General features: G+C 62.3%; 11 protein-coding genes. 6 read left to right on the forward strand and 5 right to left on the reverse strand.

Annotated features, from left to right (window positions below):
- Both ACFFNA_RS12195 and ACFFNA_RS12200 read right to left on the reverse strand, forming a co-directional pair.
- The coding region (locus tag ACFFNA_RS12195) for an Arm DNA-binding domain-containing protein (protein WP_378918473.1) at positions 1–375 on the reverse strand (375 nt) is incomplete at its 3' end.
- Positions 376–784: 409 nt separating this feature from the next.
- Positions 785–1,348 (reverse strand): TetR/AcrR family transcriptional regulator, encoded by a 564-nt coding sequence (locus ACFFNA_RS12200; RefSeq protein ID WP_203280679.1) that lies wholly within the window; start codon positions 1,346–1,348, stop codon positions 785–787.
- A gap of 214 nt (positions 1,349–1,562) precedes the next feature.
- Between ACFFNA_RS12200 and ACFFNA_RS12205 the strand changes: the two genes are divergently transcribed.
- The 5 genes from ACFFNA_RS12205 to ACFFNA_RS12225 all read left to right on the forward strand — a co-directional run bounded on the left by ACFFNA_RS12205 (position 1,563) and on the right by ACFFNA_RS12225 (position 10,853).
- Positions 1,563–1,937: a tautomerase family protein gene (locus ACFFNA_RS12205; RefSeq protein WP_378918475.1), complete on the forward strand. Its 375-nt coding sequence runs from the start codon at positions 1,563–1,565 to the stop codon at positions 1,935–1,937.
- 315 nt (positions 1,938–2,252) lie between these two features.
- Positions 2,253–3,671, forward strand: a complete 1,419-nt coding sequence (locus ACFFNA_RS12210; RefSeq protein WP_378918477.1) for an IS1182 family transposase — start codon at positions 2,253–2,255, stop codon at positions 3,669–3,671.
- Positions 3,672–3,887: 216 nt separating this feature from the next.
- The gene (locus tag ACFFNA_RS12215) at positions 3,888–4,259 is read left to right on the forward strand and encodes a nuclear transport factor 2 family protein (protein ID WP_378918479.1); all 372 of its coding nucleotides are present in this window, start codon (positions 3,888–3,890) and stop codon (positions 4,257–4,259) included.
- Positions 4,260–4,370: 111 nt separating this feature from the next.
- The gene (locus ACFFNA_RS12220; protein ID WP_378918481.1) at positions 4,371–7,511 is read left to right on the forward strand and encodes an ATP-binding protein; all 3,141 of its coding nucleotides are present in this window, start codon (positions 4,371–4,373) and stop codon (positions 7,509–7,511) included.
- Between the two features lie 426 nt (positions 7,512–7,937).
- Positions 7,938–10,853, forward strand: coding sequence for a glycosyltransferase (locus tag ACFFNA_RS12225; RefSeq protein WP_378918483.1), 2,916 nt, complete (start codon positions 7,938–7,940; stop codon positions 10,851–10,853).
- Between the two features lie 142 nt (positions 10,854–10,995).
- On the opposite strand, the gene ACFFNA_RS12230 is transcribed toward ACFFNA_RS12225, so the two are convergent.
- Complete coding sequence (locus ACFFNA_RS12230; RefSeq protein ID WP_378918485.1) at positions 10,996–11,676, reverse strand: redoxin domain-containing protein; 681 nt, start codon at positions 11,674–11,676, stop codon at positions 10,996–10,998.
- 19 nt (positions 11,677–11,695) lie between these two features.
- A complete protein-coding gene (locus tag ACFFNA_RS12235) occupies positions 11,696–14,995 on the reverse strand; it encodes an ATP-binding protein (RefSeq protein ID WP_378918487.1) in 3,300 nt (1,099 codons plus the stop codon).
- A 228-nt stretch (positions 14,996–15,223) separates the two neighbouring features.
- Here ACFFNA_RS12235 and ACFFNA_RS12240 point away from each other — a divergent pair, with 228 nt between their 5' ends.
- The gene (locus ACFFNA_RS12240) at positions 15,224–16,990 is read left to right on the forward strand and encodes an adenylate/guanylate cyclase domain-containing protein (protein ID WP_378918489.1); all 1,767 of its coding nucleotides are present in this window, start codon (positions 15,224–15,226) and stop codon (positions 16,988–16,990) included.
- A gap of 125 nt (positions 16,991–17,115) precedes the next feature.
- On the opposite strand, the gene ACFFNA_RS12245 is transcribed toward ACFFNA_RS12240, so the two are convergent.
- Positions 17,116–18,501, reverse strand: a complete 1,386-nt coding sequence (locus tag ACFFNA_RS12245) for a hypothetical protein (RefSeq protein ID WP_378918491.1) — start codon at positions 18,499–18,501, stop codon at positions 17,116–17,118.
- Between the last annotated feature and the right edge of the window lie 120 nt (positions 18,502–18,621).

Raw genomic sequence — 18,621 nt, forward strand, 5'->3', positions numbered from 1 at the left:
CCGAAGCGTCGCCGGATCCTTGCCTTCCACGACCTTGGCCAACTCGATCTTCGCAAGGTCCCGTGCGCGCTCCGCGGTAAGTGGGCCATAGGCGCCAATCTTCAACCATCGCTGGCGTCCACTGTGGGTACGGAATTTGACCACAAATGTCTTTCGGCCAGATGGGAACACTCGGACTCCGAACCCTCTGAGCTCGGTATCCCAATAAAGGGTTCCTGTCTTGGTGCCATCTGACCGAAGGCTCTCGATTGCGCGTTTGCTAAACTTGGGCATCTTGCCTCTGGGGCTCCTTATGTTGCAACCATACTGCAACCAAATGGGAGCAAGCTCAAGGCAAATAATGGATAAGGTCGGCGAGCTGACGCACGCTATCATATTGAATTGTTATGGCATTCGGATACTCTAGCGTATCCTGGCGAAAGCGATATAGCGCCCTCCGAAGGCAGAGGTCACAGGTTCGAATCCTGTCGGGTGCGCCATTTCGATAGAAGCCATGATTTTCTTAGCTTTTTCCGTCTTCGGGCAGAACAAAGATGAGAACCTCCCTGGCTTCCAAACCCGTGCGACGATTACAGGAGCAGCCTCTTATGCTGCGGGCCTAGGGCAATTTGTGTCGACTGCGGTCGGCGCGGGCCTCCTCTGGATATTCGGGGCGTTGCAGGGCAGGCTGTGCGAAAACTAATCTCTACGACGGAATTATCTGCGGCAGCTCCCGACCACTTTAAGTCTTTCGGTCTGCTAACTGCAGCCCCTGAAAACGGACGTCGCAAGTTCTGCGCAGTATCTATCTCGGGAGCGGCCCCGCTGCGCGGTAGCTCTCGATCAATCCGTCGAAGACTGAGATGTCCGACCGACTCCGAGCGATTATTTGAGCGCCAGCTACGGCGGCATAGATCGCGCGAGCCCTTGGTTCGCTTTCGTCGGGCCCGACAATTCCCGCAGCGGTGAGATGCCGACTCAACCAAGCGACATTGACGTCGGCAAAGGTCTGCACTTCTTTCAAGACCGCTTCGGGCAGTTCGGCGTGTTCGGTTGCCATGAAGCTGGCCAGGCAAATGCGATTATCGCGCTCGAGCGACGCTCGGAAGACGCTCGGATAGCGGCGCAAGGCGTCGATCGGATCTCGAGCTTCCGCTGAGATGGCGTCCAGGTCAGCGGCAATGTCTTCCCAATAGCGCTTCGCGACTGCCTCGCCGAGGGAGGCTTTGTTTGGGAAATAGTAATTGATGCTGGCGGCCTTGATGCCGACGGTTTCCGCAAGATCGCGGAAGTTTATCCCACCGTAGCCGTACGCCATCGCCGCTTCCCGCGCGGCCAGAAGGATCGCTTCCCTCGCATTCTCTTTCATCGTCGCCGCCATTTTTCACACCTTATCTGTCATATGGCAGACAGGGGTTGACGTTGCAAGCTTCGGGTGTTAGTTGGATACCTGTCATCTGACAGGCAGGTGGCGAGCTAGATGAAAGCGAGACATCCGATGACCGACAAGTTGAAACTCTTGGGTCTGAACACTCACTCCTCGACCGACGCTTAATCCGAAACCCAACCTGAAGGAGGCTACAATGCCGTTCGCACGCATCGATCTGATCCAAGGCAAAACCCCCGAGTACCGCGCCGCAGTGGCCGACATCGTTTACAGGGGCGTCATCGATATCCTCAAGGCGCCCGACGGTGACCGCTTCGTGGTTGTCGGCGAACACACCGCCGAAAACCTAATTTATGATCCCAAATTCCTCGGCTTCAGTCGGTCCCCCGACTTCATGCTGATCCAGGTAACCAGCACCGTCGGAAACGAGAGAGACACTAAGTTCGCCTTCTACCGGTTCATCGCCGACGAGCTGAAAACCAAGCTGGCCATCCGTGCAGACGACATCATGATCAACATGGTCTTCGTGGACAAAGAGGACTGGTCGTTTGGCGACGGCCAGCCCTGGTGAATGGCTGAATCTGAACTGTAACGGTGAGGCGGAGGCAAAGCCTCCGTCATTCCAACAGGCGGCTCGCGTTCACACGCCTTGGTGCATGGGGGCCGCCGGGTGGGCAAAGCCTACCCAGAGACTTCCCAGCAGCAGGTTTTGGGCAGGGTTCTCATGGCCGGTTCGGGTCGTTAACGAAGGGCGCCGCCCTTCCGCGAACCGGACCTTCGCGAGGCTCCCCGTCAAGGGTGGCGAGACCCAGAAACGCCCCAAGAACTTCGTCAAATCCAGCAAATCACCGTAGAATCAGCATGTTAAAATGGATGGAGGCGGACGGTGAGCTTCATCGAAGGCGATAGCCGAGATCAGATCAGCCTGCTGCCAGCGTGCGTCGACGACTACGTCGCGCCAGACGCCCTCGTCCGTGTCGTCGATGCATTCGTCGCCAGCCTGGACCTGGCCGACCTGGGCTTCAACCGGGCAGTCGCGGCGGCGACTGGCAGGCCAGGATTCCAGCCTGGCGACATGCTCCGCCTTTACATTTGGGGCTATCTCAACCAAGTCCGATCATCGCGGCATCTTGAGCGCGCGTGCGTTCGGGACCTCGAAGCGTTGTGGTTGATGCGCCGGCTGGCGCCGGACTACCGGACCATTGCCGCGTTCCGACACGACAATCCAGAGGCGATCATCGCCGCCAGCGCGGCCTTCGTGCGGTTCTGCCGGGAGCAAGGGCTCGTCGGCGGGCGCGTCGTGGCGGTGGACGGCACCAAGATGCGGGCGGTGGCAAGCGCAAAGAACATCGCGGGCGCGGAGCGTCTCGCCCGAGACATCGCGCACACCGAAAAGGAGGTCGCTTACTATCTCGATCGGCTCGACATCATTGACGAGACGGTGGCGCAAGGCTTCGAGGATCAGCCATTACACCGCGAGAATTTCGCGTCCGCCGTAGCTTCGCTCCAGCGCCGGAAGGATCGGCTTGTCCGAAGGCAGCAGGAGTTGGAGCGTCGCGACGAAAAGGTGCTGGTCTTCGGCGAGCCGGAGGCCAAGCCAATGGGCTACGGCCGTGCGCCCAAGATGCCTTCGTACAATCTCCAGAGCGTGGTGGACGTCGAGAGCGGCCTGATTGTCCATCACGACGTCTACAGCGATGCCAACGACAGTCACATGCTGCACCCCGTGTCTGTGGCGGCGAAGAAGGTGCTGGAGGTCGAGCAGATCCAGGTGCTGACGGACGGCGGGTACTCCAACGCCGAGGAGATCGCTCGATGCGAGCGAGAGGGCATTGAGGTGGCCGCCCCGATAAAGCGCGGCGCCATGAACTCCGATCACTTCCGGCCGGCCCAGTTCGTCTACGACGACGCCAGCGACACCATCCGCTGTCCCGCCGGAGAGACCCTTCGTCCCTCTGGTCTACACACCCGGAACCGGGCGATCCGATATCGCACTTCGGCCTGCCCGAGCTGCAGGTTGAAGCCGCGATGTACGCCAGGTGTCCAGCGCACCATCCATAGGTTGGTCGATCAGGGTGCTCTGGACCGAATGGAGGCGAGAATTTACGCCAACCCCAGCCTGATGACGATCCGGCGATGTACCGTTGAGCATCCCTTCGGAACGATCAAGCGGATGTCTGGCGGCGGAAGGTTCCTAACCAGGGGCCTCCGGGCGGTGAAGGCCGAAGCGGCACTTTCGATCCTGGCCTTCAATATCCTCCATGCCGTGAACGCCTTCGGAGCTACGGCGATCACGCCGAGCTGAGAGGGGACTTCGCTTTGCATTGCTCGCGGTCGGCGCTTGCCCGCCCCAGTTCTTGCACAGCCTGAGGGGGCGACGCTTCCCGCGACGGACCGTGGTAGCACTTGCAGAAGCGGCTACATGGTATCAATATCCTCGCCAATGAAGTGCGGCGACCCGCGACGGGCGCTTTCTTGCGCCATTTACGCGATAGCTCGACTTGCGCGCGGGGAGGGAAACATGGGCAGCTTGGACATCGCAAAGGAAGGCTACGAAGCATTTTCGCGTGGAGACATGGCCAAGTTCATGGCGCTCTGCGACGGCGACATCGAATGGATCTACTACGGATCCGTGCCTTGGGCGGGCTCTTTCCGAGGCCACGGCGAGGTCATGCGTTTCTTCGGAATTCTGGCTGGCGCTGTCGAAATCAGGGCGTTTGGACCTGACGAATTCATAGTGAGCGAAGATGACGTAGCTGTCACAGGGCGCACATCAGCGCAGATCCGGTCGTCCGGCGCACTTTATGAGAACCGCTGGGCTCACTTCATGAAAATGCGTAACGGCAAATTGGCGCGCTTCATCGGCTACGACACGACGCCACTGACCGCGTAAAACCGGCCCGACTTCGGCACGCCCGAACGTACGAGCGTCAAAAGTGACTTCGCACCGCGGCGGGCCAGAGGAACAACGAAGTTCGGATACCCTGTTCTGTTGGAGGCCATCATGGGCGTGGAGCAGGCCGCCTCGGAGCCGCAGGGGGAGCGGCGCCAGGTCACGATTATGTTCACCGACCTTGTCGGGTTCACGCCGCTGACGGAGCGGCTAGACGAGGAGGTTGTCTTCGCCCTGATCAAGCGCCTCGCAGGAGAGCAGACCGCGATCATTAACCGTCACGGGGGAATGCTGCAGGACTTCGCGGGAGACGGCCTGATGGCTTTTTTCGGCGCTCCTCAGGCACTCGAAGACGCGCCCGCTCGCGCGTGCCGCGCAGCAGTCGAGATACAGCGGCGCATGAACGCGCTGCAATCCGAGTTCCTCGCCGCCTTTGATTGCGAGCCTGTGCTGCGGATCGGCCTGCATACGGGCGCGGTCGTGCTGGGGCGCATCGGCGAGGACAAGGCCCTTGCCTATAACGCGCTTGGCGACGCAATCAATTTGGCGTCGCGGGTCCAGAGCGCGGCCGAGCCGGGAACCGTCTATTGCACCGAAATCGTAGCCAACCTCGCTGCGGGCTATGCCGAATTCTCGGACCTCGGTGCGAGGGCGTTGAAGGGCAAGTCTGAACCGGCCCGGCTGTTTCGGATCGATGGCCTGCGTTCCGCCGTCAGCCGCTTCGAAGCTAAGCGCGCCCTGGGGTTGGGTTCCCTGCTCGGCCGGGAAAGCGAACTGGCGCGCCTTCGGTCGCTGTGGACGCGAAGCAAGACAGAGGGTGCGGCGATTACGCTGATCGTCGCGGAAGCAGGGCTTGGCAAGTCGCGCCTGCTTCATGAGTTTGAAAGCGAATTGAAAGACGCGACTGTCTGGCGGGCGTCCTGTCGCCCCGATGCGGCCTCGGCGCCCTTCTCGCCGTTCGCGGATGTCCTCCGCGCGGCGTTCGGGATCCCCGAAACCGCTTTGGCCGCCGAGATCGAGGCGAGCATCGCATCAGGCTTGCGCGGCGCCGGCCACTCGCTTTTGGCCGCAACGCCCTTTCTGGTGAATATTCTGGGCGCCAAGAGGCTTCAGATCGGCGCGATCCAAGCGTCGGAACTCAGCGGCGTGCGCACACGAGAGGCGCTGGTCGCCCTGTTTGAATTCCTTTCTCACGTAGAGCCCCAACTTCTGCTGATTTTCGAAGATCTGCACTGGGCAGACAGCGCCTCGTTGGAAGCGCTTCACGAGATCATGTGCGCAGCGGGACGGATGCGCGCCATGTTCGCCCTTACGACGCGCCCGGAGCCCCAAGTCCAGCATTTGGTTCAGGCGAAGGGTGTTGAAATTTTCAACTTGGCTCCGCTTGAGGACGCCCAGGCGATGCGCCTCGTTACCGATCGCCTCGGCGCCGAGGTCTCGCCGGATCTCCTGAAGTCGATCGTCAGCCGGGCGGAGGGAAATCCGCTGTTCGCAGAGGAGCTGGCCGCTTACGTCGCCCAGCGAAAGCCCGGAGCGGCCGCACAGCCGGAAGATATTCCTGCGAACCTCGAAAATCTCATCATGAACCGGGTGCAGCGAATGCCCGGAGAGGACCGGTTCGCCGTGCAGACGGCGTCGGTCGTCGGCCGTCAGTTCCGGACGGCGCTAGTCGGCGAGGTCTGCGCGGCGCCAGCGCCGCCGGTGCGCGAAATGTCACGCGCCGAAGGCGAAGGGCTGATCCTGCCCCTGTCGCCTGACACCGACGCAGACCGCGAATATGCGTTCAAACACTCGCTGATCCAAGATGCGCTGTACGGCTCCCTGCTGAAGTCGCAGCGCGTCGAACTTCACGGCCGGACTGCCGAAGCGCTCGAACGGCGCGCGGGAAATCGGGCGGACGATCTCGCCGCAATTCTCGCGCACCATTACTCTCGCGCGGCTTCGACGAGAAAGGCGGTCCACTATCTCGCGCTCGCCGCCAAGCGCAGTTTGGAGGTGTTTTCGCTGAAGGAAGCTGTCGAGCAGCTCGATCGCGCGCTGGCCTTCATCGAAGCCGATCCAGACTGTGCAGACGAACCGACGCTTGCCGAGATCGTCGTCGACCGCATGCTTACCTGCTGCTGGGAGGCCGACTTTGCCGGCATGATCCGCCACGCGGAGCGCTGGCTGCCGCGGATCGAAAAACTCGGGCCGAGCCGCGCGCTTTCGCGGACGCTCGCCTGGCTGGGCGAGGGCTATCTGAACGCGGATCGGTTCGAGGAAGCCGAGGCGGCGCTCGACCGCGCGTTGCAGATCGGAACGGCGATTGGCGACCGGGAGAGCATCGCCTACGCGAAATGGGATCAGCTCTGGCTCGCGGAATTGCGCCCCGATGGCAGGCCGTCCGAGACTTTCGACGGGACTGCAAATGAAATCCTAGCCACCGCTGACGCGCTCGGCGATGCCTACCTCGAGACCCTGACTTTTTATCTCGCGAGTACGAGGGCGCTGCAGTTTGGCGACATTGCCACGACCCTCGCCTGGGCGAACCGCTCGCTCGCGCTCGGCGAGCGCACCCATTATCCGCCGGCCCGGTCCATGGGCCACATGCTTACGAGTTTCGCTTTGGCAGTGGCGGGCAACGGAGCCGGCGCCCTCGCCAGCGCCGAAGCGGCTTCCGTCGCCTCCGGTGGCCGCACCGAACAGATGGGCGCGGCGGCCGCGACCGCCCTCGCGCTGTTGACGCTTGGCCGTTTCGCCGAAGCGAACGAAACCTTCACTCGCCTTTATGAAGACATCGACAAGGCGGGTTTCCGCGCATTGCTGCCAGCGGTCGAGGTGCCGAAATGGGCTGCGATCGCCGCGATCGGGCGTGTCCGAGAGGCGATCGCGGGTCTCGAAAGCGCCATTGCGTTGTTTACGAAGTGGCGCAATTCCCGGCTGGTCGGCTGGGCTCACCTTATGCTCGGCGATCTTCACAAGATCATGGTCGAAATGCCGACGCCGCCAATCTCGGCGGCGTTCCGCGATCCGATCCTGGCGTTCATCTTCATGACCGCGCGCGCGCGGGCCCGGCTCCATTACGAACGCGCGGCTGACATAGCGCGCAGTGCAGCGACGCGGGGATTTCTCATGCAGGCGCTTATGGGAGCCGCTCTGCCGCCGATCGGGAGAGGCGACAGGAGCGATCCGAGGCTCAAGGAGGCGCGCATAATTGCGGAAGCTCTCGGCGCTTCCACTGCGATCACTCGGATTGACCAGGTCACTCAATAACGTCGCGAGATCGTTCAGAGCCCGCGGGCGTTGCTCTTGGATCGCTTACGTGGCACGGGCCTCGCAGGCTGTATCGGGACGTGCATAGTCCAGGACGAGTTCTCATCTTCGTCTTCTCGGGTGCGCCATCCTTGTCGTGTCCGACCCGGACACATAGGTTACGGTTTATACCGGATGGGTAACACTTTTGGCCCGAAGGGGTTTTGGCGTGGTTCTACTTCTATATGTGCGGCCATTCAGCCGCATTGCGTCCAGCATGAGCGGACTGGCGTCAGGTCGAATTTGAAACAAGCTTGCAAATGGAAGCCGCTTTGGTATCTCGGTCGCAGGAGACCGTTTGGACGCAGCGAGGACCGTTTCCTTTGGCAGGAAATCGCCGGCACTGTTTCGGGACCCTTGCTTCGAACCAGGCGCGGGTAAGACGGCGTGGCGCATAATCCCCTGGTTTCAATCGTGGTTCCGGCGCACAACGCGGAGGCAACGCTGGCGCGCGCACTCGATTGCCTTCTCGATCAGGAAATTGTGGATTGGGAGGCGATCATCGTCGACGACGCCTCCACGGACCGCACCCCCACGATCATCGCCGGTTATGTCGAGCAAGATGCCCGATTTCGAACGTTGAGCTCTTGCGCGTATAGCGCCGCCGGCGCGCGCAACAGCGGGATTTCGACCGCGCGCGGCCGCTGGCTCATGTTTTTGGATGCGGACGATTGGGTGGATGCCAGCTTCCTGGCGAAAATGCTGGCCGCACTGAAAACCGCCCCCGATGCAGTGGCCGCCTATTGCGGTTCCCGGCGCGTGATGCCCGATGGCGAACTCACCCCGTCGAGCATCTCGACGGAGGTTGCGATCCAGCCCTTCGAAACATTCGCCCGCCAGTGTGCCATCCGCACTCACGCGCTGCTGGTCGACCGCGAGACAATTGTCGAGTTGGGCGGTTTCGATGTGTCGCTGCGCACCTGCGAGGACTGGGATCTGTGGCAGCGCCTCGCACGTCTGGGCAAAAATTGGGTGATGGTCGACGAGCCGCTCGCCTTCTATCGGGCCAGCCCCAACGCGCTCTCCCGCAATTCGACGCAGATGCTGGCAGATGCGGAAATCGTGATCGCCCGCGGCTTTTCTGCTGATCCCAGGGTCAAACACCCGGCATCGGCACACGCCAATGGAGCGATCGAGGCGAACGGCCGCACCGCTTCCGAAGCACTCGCGTGGTTCGCGTTGTGGAACGCGGCGTCGGATTGCGGCCGCGGCTCGCGCTCGGTCAACCCGCAGTCCCTGCGCGCGCTCCCGGCAGGACGCAAGTGGGCGCGTGAGATCGCCAAGGTGGCCTTCGATGGCCTTATGGTAGGAAGCCTGTCGGTGCCGGCGCAAATGGCTGCCAGGTGGGACAGGTTCGGCGGCTCCCTCACCGAGTTGATCACCGAACTCGGCAAGGTCTGGGACAATCCCGTCGCGGGTCGCCGCGTCCAGTATCACCTTGAGCAAATGCTTCTCGACGTCGACGATCTTGCCGCGCCGCGCAGGCTGGCGCGGACACTTGGAATTCGCGTCGACGCTCGAAACCCGACCGCGATCGAACTTCCGCAAGGAATCGATCAAATTTACGCCTATCTGATGATGGATGGCCAGATCGAGGCTCGCGTGCAGTTCGGCGTCCTCGGGAAAGTGACAAGGCGTCATTGGATTGAATTGATCCTGAATGTCGTGCCCCCCGAGCGGCTTATACGTGCCGACAAGTCAAACATGTTTGCAGGCGAGGCATTGTTGTCCATAGCGGGACGCCGGTCCGATCGGGACAGCCACTTCGGCAAACTCGCGCGATTGGCCGCGCAAGCGCGGCGGCTGGTTCGGTCGAGCGCCGAACCTACGGAGCCTCTTGCAACGCCGCGCCGTGCACCGGCCGCGGATAGGCACGACAATGATCGCACGTCGTTCTGGAATCGCCATTTCGCGACCAAGGATCCCTGGAACTACGGTTCGCCCTATGAGCAGGAAAAATATGAGCGGCAGCTCGAAATTCTGCCTGCCGGTCCCATCGGACGGGCGCTTGAGCTGGCCTGCGCGGAGGGCCACTTCACGCGGCAGCTGGCGCCGCGAGTGGGCCATTTGACCGCAACTGACATCTCCGCCGTAGCCGTCGAGCGGGCGCGCGCGCGATGCAGCGATCTGCCGAATGTCGAGTTCGGCGTGCTGGATTTCTCTGCGGACACGCTGCCGGGTGAGATGGATCTGATCGTCTGTTCGGAAGTGCTCTACTATCTGGATGATCTCGCCGAGTTGCGGCGCATCGCCAAAAAATTCATTGAGGCGTTGGCGCCTGGCGGCAGTTTCATCAGCGCACACGCATTCGTGCTGGGTGACAATGTTGAAAGGACGGGCTTCGACTGGAACACATTCGGTGCACAAGTGATCTCGGAGACGCTCGCAGGGACCGAAGGCCTCGTCCTCGAGCAATCGATCCAGACCGAGCTCTATCGCATAGACCGCTTCCGCCGCCTGTCACCAGACGACGTGGCGACGGAACCGATGATAGATCATGTGCCAATCCGCGCGCCCGTCGAAATCGGGGTCGCGCGAAAAATCGTCTGGGGCGGGGCGCGGGCCTTGCGCCGCGACGTCGCACGGAGCGAGCGGCGGCAGCGCATCCCCGTCCTCATGTATCACAGCGTCTCCGACGATGGTCCGGCCGCGCTCGCCCGTTTTCGGCTCGCGCCCGCCGCATTCGACAGCCAGATGGCATGGCTGCGCGCCAATGGCTTTCACGCGATTATGTCCGAGCAGCTGGAATGGTTCATCGCCAACCGTCAGCCTTTCGCTGGCCGCCCAGTGCTCATCACCTTCGATGACGGCTTCCAGAACTTTGCCGACCATGCCTGGCCGACCTTGCGCGCGAACGACCTGACCGCGGAAGTGTTCCTGGTGACGGACTTGGTGGGTGAAAGTGCACGGTGGGACGCCTATAGCGGTCCGCCGACGCCGCTTATGGACGCCGGGACGGTGCGACGCCTCGCCGCCGAAGGTGCGTTCTTCGGAAGCCATCTGGCGACGCATCGCGCGATCGATGGTCTGTCGAGCTCTGACTTGGCCGCCGAGCTCCTGCGCTCTCGTATGTTCATCGAACGGTGGACCGGTCGGCCAACCACGGCGTTCGCGGCACCCTTCTCTGTCACCGACCGACGGCTTGGCAGGCTGGCCAAGGAGTGCGGCTATCGAATCGGCTTCGGCGGCAGACACGGGCCGGCAGGCCTCGATTGCGATCCCATCGACCTTCCGCGCATCGAGATTCGCGGGGATCGCTCGCTCGATGACTTTGTTGCCACGGTCGAGGCCGTGCTCGAATGAACGGTGAACGTGTCAGTGTGATTAGTCCCGCCCACAATGCGCAGGACACAATCGACGAGACGCTCCGCAGCGTGCGCCAATGTCTAGTTTTGTGACAAATTGGTTCCGCTTTTTGTTCAGTGTCCTGCCCGAGTTCGCAAGTCTATTGGGCGACTTGGGACACGGCTGACATCAGCTCCTGCGGGTTTGGCGCCCCAAACATGTATCGCCCGCCCTCTGGAACCTCCGTGAAGCTCCAGCGCACGATCCCTTGCCGGTCCAGCAGGAACTGACCGATCAGTTGTCCGTGTCCGGTTGCCATCATCTGCTCGTCGGCTTCGGTCAGTTCGTAATGGTCCTTCTTGTCGAGGAATTCGCTGGCGGCGAAAGGATCCATAGGACTGGGCAACTCGCCTGGCATGTCGACCCGCATATCCTTTGCCGCTGCCATCGAGACCTTGTACGGCCAGTTCGTCTCGTTTTGGGTGAATTCGAGATTGGGCAGTCCAAAAGCACGATGTGAAGCGCGTTCAGGGTCGGAGGCCGCAAGCAGATTCGGCATCGGGTGGTAGCGGAAATAGAGACGCGCCCGTTCGATCGGCGTGTTGACCACCGTCAGGCTCTCCACGCCCTTTTCGCGCAGCTCCGGATCAAGCCGCGCCTGGGCGGCGATATGGCGCCGGCAAAACGCACAATGCAGACCTCGAAACAGGCCGACCAGCACCGGTTTTTGTCCGCGAAAGTCGTCAAGCGCGATCTTGCCTTCCTGGGTAATGGCGTCGAGTACCAAGTTCGGCGCACGGTCGCCCGGTTGAAGCGGTACCAAGTCACTATGCGCGGACATTTCCAACCTCCCACCCCGGCTAGTCGAGAAAAGGCAGCACCACAAGCGCTTCCGGGTCGAGCCCGTGCTGGGCGCATATACCCTGCGCCAGGGAAAAGTAGCGTTCGGCCTCGGCCAGATTGTCGAGGTCGAGATTAAGCGTTGCGAGACCATCATAGCACGGAAACAGCAGTTGGGGTTCGCCTGTTTCGCGGGCTACGTCCAGTGCTTCGTGGAACAAGCCAACCGCCAGTTCCGGACGGCCGTTGCACTGGTGGATCTGCCCAAGCACGATCAACGGCACCGGCAGGTGCTCGCGCTGGTCGAGCGCCCGGTCGATCTCGATAGCCTTCTCGGCGGCAGGCACGCCCTCCGTTGGACAGCGATCCGTGAAAGTACAACAAGCGACCGCCAGATTGGCGAGAAGGCGCGCCTGGAAACCCAAATCACCAATATGGCGCGCCACTTCAAGACCGCGCCGACAGACCTCCATCGCCTTTGCCGGATCGATGGTCGTGTAAAGCACGCCGAGATTGGTGTAGCCGCGGCAGGCCGCGCCCAGTAGACCGGCGGCTTCGGCCAATTCAATGCTTCGCTCAACCTCTCGCACGGCTTCACGGTTTCGCCCAAGGCGGGCCAGCGCAACAGCCTTGGTATTAAGTGCCTCGGCGGTCACAAGAGTGGCATCACGCCCTACCTCGGAGACATGCTCCGTTGTCAGAGTGCGTACGCAATCCAGCGCCGCGTCCGCCCATTTTGCCGCGAGAGCGTTGTCTCCGCTACGGAACGCCTGTCGGCCACGTTCTTGCCAGAGATGCGCCTGCTCGATCGGGGCATCCGCTCCATCGAGGAGCGCTGCCGCTTCAGCATAGCGGGATTCTGCGTTGTCCCGTTTGCCGACGTCCCAGAGCAGCCGACCGATCTTACGCAAAACGCGCGCCGAAGCGACACGATCGGCTGACTCGCGGTATGCCTGCAACACCGTCTCGTAGTGGTGGTGCGCGATCTCGCGGCGGCCTACCGGGCCGCTCAAATCGGCAATGCGCTCTGCTATTGCCAGTTTGAGCGGTGTTTGCCCGATCGCGTCCAACGCAGTCAGGGCTCGCTCGTAGAAACGAAGGGCGTCGTCGTTGGCGTATATCATGCGAGCGCGATCGCCCGCCGCCTGCAGGTAATGCGCGCCCCTCTCCCGCTCGGCGCTCAGTGCGAAATGATGACCGAGCACGGTCAAATCCTCGAGCCTTTCCGGCTTGTCGCCGTACAGTTGCTCCAAGGCAGCACCGACCCGCCCATGGATGTCGGTCCGGCGTTGCAGGAGCAGATTCTGGTAGATCACGTCCTGCAGCAATGTTTGCGTAAAGCGGTAGCTTTGCGACGAGACCGAGCCTGATCCGGCAACTTCCTCGATGATTTCCGCATCGCAAAGCAGTTCGCAGCCGGCTTCCAGCCGGCCGGGGTCGGCTGTCACGGTTTTCAGAAGTGTGGCATCGAAGCGCGGGCCGATTACCGCGGCTTCCTGGGCCAACCGGCGCACCTCTTGGGGCAACCGGTCGACGCGAGCAAGCAACATTGCCTGGATAGTGGCGGGAATGCCGGTTGCGACTTCGCCTGCCGCAGTCCGCCATCGCTGGCCCTCGCGCACCAGTACACCGCGATCGATAAGGCCGCGAACGATCTCCTCCACAAAAAGCGGGTTGCCGCCCGCGCGCTCGAGGATCTGGTCGGGAAGCCTTCCTGCGGAGTTTACCCAGCTCTCGCCGAAAAGCGCCGCCAAGAGGCTGCGTCCGTCATCATGGCTGAGCGGCGAAAGCCTGAGCGCTGTGTGGCTGACCCGACTTGAGTCGAGCTGGTCGTTGTCCGGTGCCGGACGATGGGTGACCAGCAACATCAGCCGCGTGCGTTCCAACCTGTCCATCACGAAACGCAGTGCCTCGAGCGACACGGCGTCGGCCCAGTGCAGGTCTTCGACGACAATCAACAGCGGCGACAACGCAAGCCGCCGTTCGATGAGTGTGCGGACTGCGTAGAGAATTTGCCGCCGCAGCTGCTCGGGCTCGACATGCTGCAAGGTGGCATCGGGGTCGCCAAGGCCAAGCACATGGTAGAGCAAGGGCATCAGCCGCTTCGCCTCCTCGCCCTGCAGGCCGAGATCGGTAAGCAAGCCTGCGAGCTTCCCCCGCATTTCGTCCCCATTGTCGTTTTGCATCATCCCGGCAGCGCTGCGCACCACTGCGCCCAAGGCGCCAAATGATTGTTCGCCCAGCGGTGAGCACGTGGCCTGCCGCACGGCGACGTTGCGAAAACGATCCTCGTCGCCGACGCGGGCGACGAACTCCTTCACCAGCCGCGATTTCCCGATACCGGCTTCTCCGACGAGGCGGACAAGTTGGGCCGAGCCGCCGCACGCCTGGTCAAGGCTCGCCAGCATTCTTTGGAGCTCCGCACCACGACCTATCATCGGCGCGCTGAGGCCGAGCGCCTCGAGCCCACGCGCTGCACGCGGCGCCGCAAGCGGTGCATCCAGTCGATGGACGAGCACACTGCCAGCCTTGCCGCGAAGCACGACATCACCCAGCGACTCGTAAGAGAAGGCATGCCGGGTCAGCCTGTGAGTGAGCTCGCCTACCAGCACCTCACCCGGTGCGGCCAGCGATTGCAGGCGTTGCGCCGTATTCACTGTGTCGCCGGTCACCGAATAGGATTTGGCGGTGCCGATGCCCAATCCGCCAGTGACGACCGGACCAGTGTTTATGCCGATGTGGAGTAACAGAGGCGAGCCGGAGGGCGGCGCGCTTTCGCCGAGCCGCGCCGTCCGGGCGATCATGTCGAGGGCGGCGCGAAGCGCACGTTCCGGATCGTCCTCATGCGCGACCGGCGCACCGAACAAAGCGAGCAGTGCATCGCCAATGAACTTGTCGACGAAACCACCAAAGTTTCGCACGGCCGCCGTCAATTCCTTGAACAGTTCGTTCTGCAGCGCTTGCATCACCTCGGGGTCGAGCTGCTCGCTGAGTGTCGTGAAGCCGCAAAGGTCGGCGAACAGGACCGTCACCGTCCGGCGATCGGCGTCAGAGACGGGATGCAGCCCATCTTCGCTTTCGATGTTCGCAAGCAGCGATGGAGTTCGAGAAGGCGGCACAATGGTCCGGCTCGGTGTCGGGGCAGGCCGTTCGACGGCTTTTGCGGGCGCACCGACGCTTGCCCCACATTTCGGACAGAACTCGAAATCAGGTGCGCAGAGGTAGCCGCAACTGGCGCATGGCACGGGCTGGCGCCTGCCACACCTCGGACAGAAAGCGTATCCGCTCTCAACCTCCAAACCGCAGCCCGAGCAGTCCATCGAACAAGACCTCACTAGGGGCCGTGACGGCGTGATCTCGCTACGCACTTCACGGCCAGGGTATTCACAAGAATGAACCGATAGCCGTCGACCAGCAAGCGGCAGCGCAGATGGGCATCGAGCGATCGGTGTGAGTCCTGTCGTTCGGGCGGCTGCGTGGCCGTCGTTTGCGAAAGTTCCCTCGTACCCCCCGTCTTCCTGCTATCGTAGGGACGAGGAGACGGACCGATGAGCGAGAATCGTAAGCTGGCCGCGATCCTGGCTGCGGATGTGGTCGGATACAGCCGGCTCGCGAGCGCGGACGAAGATCTTACTTTGGCGAGGTTGCGGGCACTGCGCAGCGACCTGATCGATCCGACCATCGCTGTGCACAACGGACGGGTGATCAAGCGCACCGGGGATGGGGCGCTGGTTGAGTTCCGCAGTGTGGTGGATGCCGTGCGCTGCGCCGTTGAGGTTCAGAATGGTATGGTTGAGCGCAATGCCGGCGTGCCGCAGGACCGCCGCATCGAGTTCAGGATCGGCATCCATCTGGGCGATGTGGTCGAAGAAAGCGACGGCGACCTGATGGGCGACGGCGTCAACATCGCCTCGCGTTTGGAGGGCGTCGCGGCGCCCGGCGCCATCTGCCTGTCCGAGGATGCCTATCGCCAGGTCAAGGCGAGGCTCGACCTCTCGGTCAGCGATCTCGGCAGCACGCAGCTCAAGAACATCGCCGAGCCGATCCGGGTCTATTCGTTGCAAGTCGGCAGCGCCGGGACCAAGGCGGCCGCGACCTCGGAAACCGCGACGAGCCGGCCGGCAGCGCCGCCGAAGCTGTCGATAGCCGTCCTGCCGTTCGCCAACATGAGCGGTGACGTCGAACAGGACTACTTCGCCGACGGCATCTCCGAAGACATCATCACGGCGCTGTCCAAACTGTCGCAGCTCTTCGTCATCGCACGCAATTCGTCGTTCACCTTCAAGGGCCAGAACGTCCATGTGCAGGAGGTGGGCACGAAGCTCGGCGTGCGGCATGTCCTTGAGGGCAGCGTACGCAAGTCGGGGAACAGGGTGCGCATCACCGCGCAGCTCATCGATGCAACCTCGGGCGGCCATCTTTGGGCGGAGCGGTTCGATCGCGACCTGACCGACATATTCGCCGTGCAAGACGACGTGACGCAGCAGATCGTCGCTGCGCTGGCGCTCAATCTGACGGAGGGTGACCGTCAGCGGCTGGCGCCCGAGCACCCGCGCAACGCGGAGGCGTATGACTGTTTCCTGCGGGGCCGGGAGCTGTGGCACCGGCTGACGAAGGAGACGAACCTCGCAGCCCGCGACCTCTTGCAACGTGCCATCGAACTGGACCCGAAGTTTGCCTCGGCCCACGCTTTCCTCGCCCTCACGCACGGACTCGATTACCTGAACAGGTGGAGTGCCTCGCCGCCGGAATCGATGGCGCAAGCGGAAGAGGTCGCAACGCGAGCGGTAACGCTGGATGACAGCGATCCCTGGGCGCACTGGGCGCTGGCTATAGCCAAGCTGTACACACGACGGCACGATGGGGCCATCGGCGAGGCCGAGCACGCGATCGCCCTCAATCCGAACTTCGCCGAAGGGCACGTCATCCTCGGCGAGGCGCTGTACTATTCGGGCAGACCTGAGGAGGCCCTCGAGAGTTTCGCCCGGGGGAAGACCTTGAATCCGTACTTTCCGGATGTGCTTCTGCACTTCCAGGCTTTGGCCTTGTTTCAACTGGGAAGGTACGAAGAGGCCGTTGGCCTCTTGATGCAACGGCTGGCTCGCAACGCTGTTACCGACGTCTCGCGCGCGCTTCTGGCCGCCAGCTACGGCCATCTGGGCCGTTTCGCCGAGGCCCGCGCGGCATGGCAGGAGGTGCTTCGCGTCAATCCCGACTATTCGCTGGAATACCGTCGCAAAGTCTTGCCCTACAAGAACCCTGCCGATTTCGAACTCGTGGTGGACGGGCTCCGCAAGGCCGGTGTCGTGCAATGACAGGTGAGCCCATGTCAGGTCAGGCTTTGAACTGCAGACGGATCGCAGGCAAGCCATATGATCGTCGAGGCGGAAGCCGTCGTCGAAATTAGAAAATCAACCTGAAATAAGGCCTGAAGTGAGGCTCAGGTCGCCTTGATCTCTGCCTGGCCGATCTTGCGCCATCGGGCGTTTTCGCGAACCAGCTTCAGGTCGTCGGTCGTCTCGGCAAGTGTCCGCAATCGGTATTGCCGGAGCAGGTCCGGGAAGAGCGCCCCTTCCGGCAGGCCGGCAAGCTGCTCGCGGACCGAGATCTTTTCATCGATGACCCGCATGCCCCAGGCATTTTCCCGAACCTGCAGCTCCGCAGCCAGATCGCGCTCTTCCGGCATGTTTTCGTCCAGCGCAGCCAGCAGGATCGAGTGGAAAAGCGCTACATAGCCAATCTGTCTCAGGCCGCCCACAACCCGCACACGCGGCAATATGGCAAGGACGAGGAACATCAGGAACAAGTTCGGCAGCAGCACGCCGTCCAGCAGCGCCTGCTTGAGATGCGGCCGCTCGAACGGGATGGAAAGACCATGCGGCTTGTCAGGCTCGATCAGGTGCCCGTTCTCGAGGACGAGCTTGCGCACGCGCTCCTCGCGGATGCCCCAGAAATAGGCCGTGGCATTGGGCAGAAACCTGCCAAAGGGGCTCGATGCGGCCTCTTGCAAGGCACGTTCGAGACGCTGGCGCCTTGCGGGATCAATGAGCAGCCTGGAAAGAAGGCTGCCGTCATATTCTAGATGCCGCGCCATGGCAGCCGCGGCGAGCCGATCATCGATGAAAACCGGCAGGGCCATGCCGGAACGATCCCAATCGGCGACCAGATCCTCGTTGAGGGCTGTCAGCGCATCGGCGGCGGTTCCAAACACCTTGTCCTGGTTGGCAAGCAGTGTGCCCAGCCAGCGGCTGGCATCCGTTTCATCGCCCACCGCTTCGAGCGCGCGCTTGTTGAGGGAGACGGGACCGGCCACGCAGGCGCTTTTGCGGCACAGTTTGTGGCGCCCCATGCCAAACAGGTTGACCTTGTCGTCGCCGACATCGAGCCATCCCGGCCCCTCCCGGCCAATTGTCTCCATGGTCATCGTCGTTCCCATGAAGCCGACGAAGGCCGACAGCCCGTTTTCGACCGCGCCGAGCCAGGCAAGCAGGACGGCATCGAAGGTGATCCGGTCCATCAGAAGCAGGCAGTGCAGGCCGGACTGAATCACCGGTCTGTGCTCGAACTCTTCGAGCGCCTTGCCGATCTCTTCAGGCTGCATGATCACACCAAGGCGCTGATGCAGGACTTCGCGCAGGATCGAGCGGGCAGCGATAGCCGGGGCCGATGCAGGCCTTGCCACCGGCCGCCACAGATGGCGGGCGTAATCGGAAACCGGTGCATTCCAGTTCTGCTCGATGTCACGTACGACTTCCGGACAGAGCAGCGACAGCACAGCCAGAATTTCCGCCGGAGGCGTAGGGGTTGGATCGAAGACGGCGGTCATTGGTCCCGTCTAAAGCGCGTCGCGTTTGAACGGACCCATGCGACGCGCTTTAGATCTTTGTTTTTTAGCATGTCGTTCTCCCAAAACCGGGACCACTTTTGAGCGACATGCATTAGCCGC

This window comes from Mesorhizobium kowhaii (assembly GCF_042431665.1).
Lineage (GTDB): Bacteria > Pseudomonadota > Alphaproteobacteria > Rhizobiales > Rhizobiaceae > Mesorhizobium > Mesorhizobium kowhaii.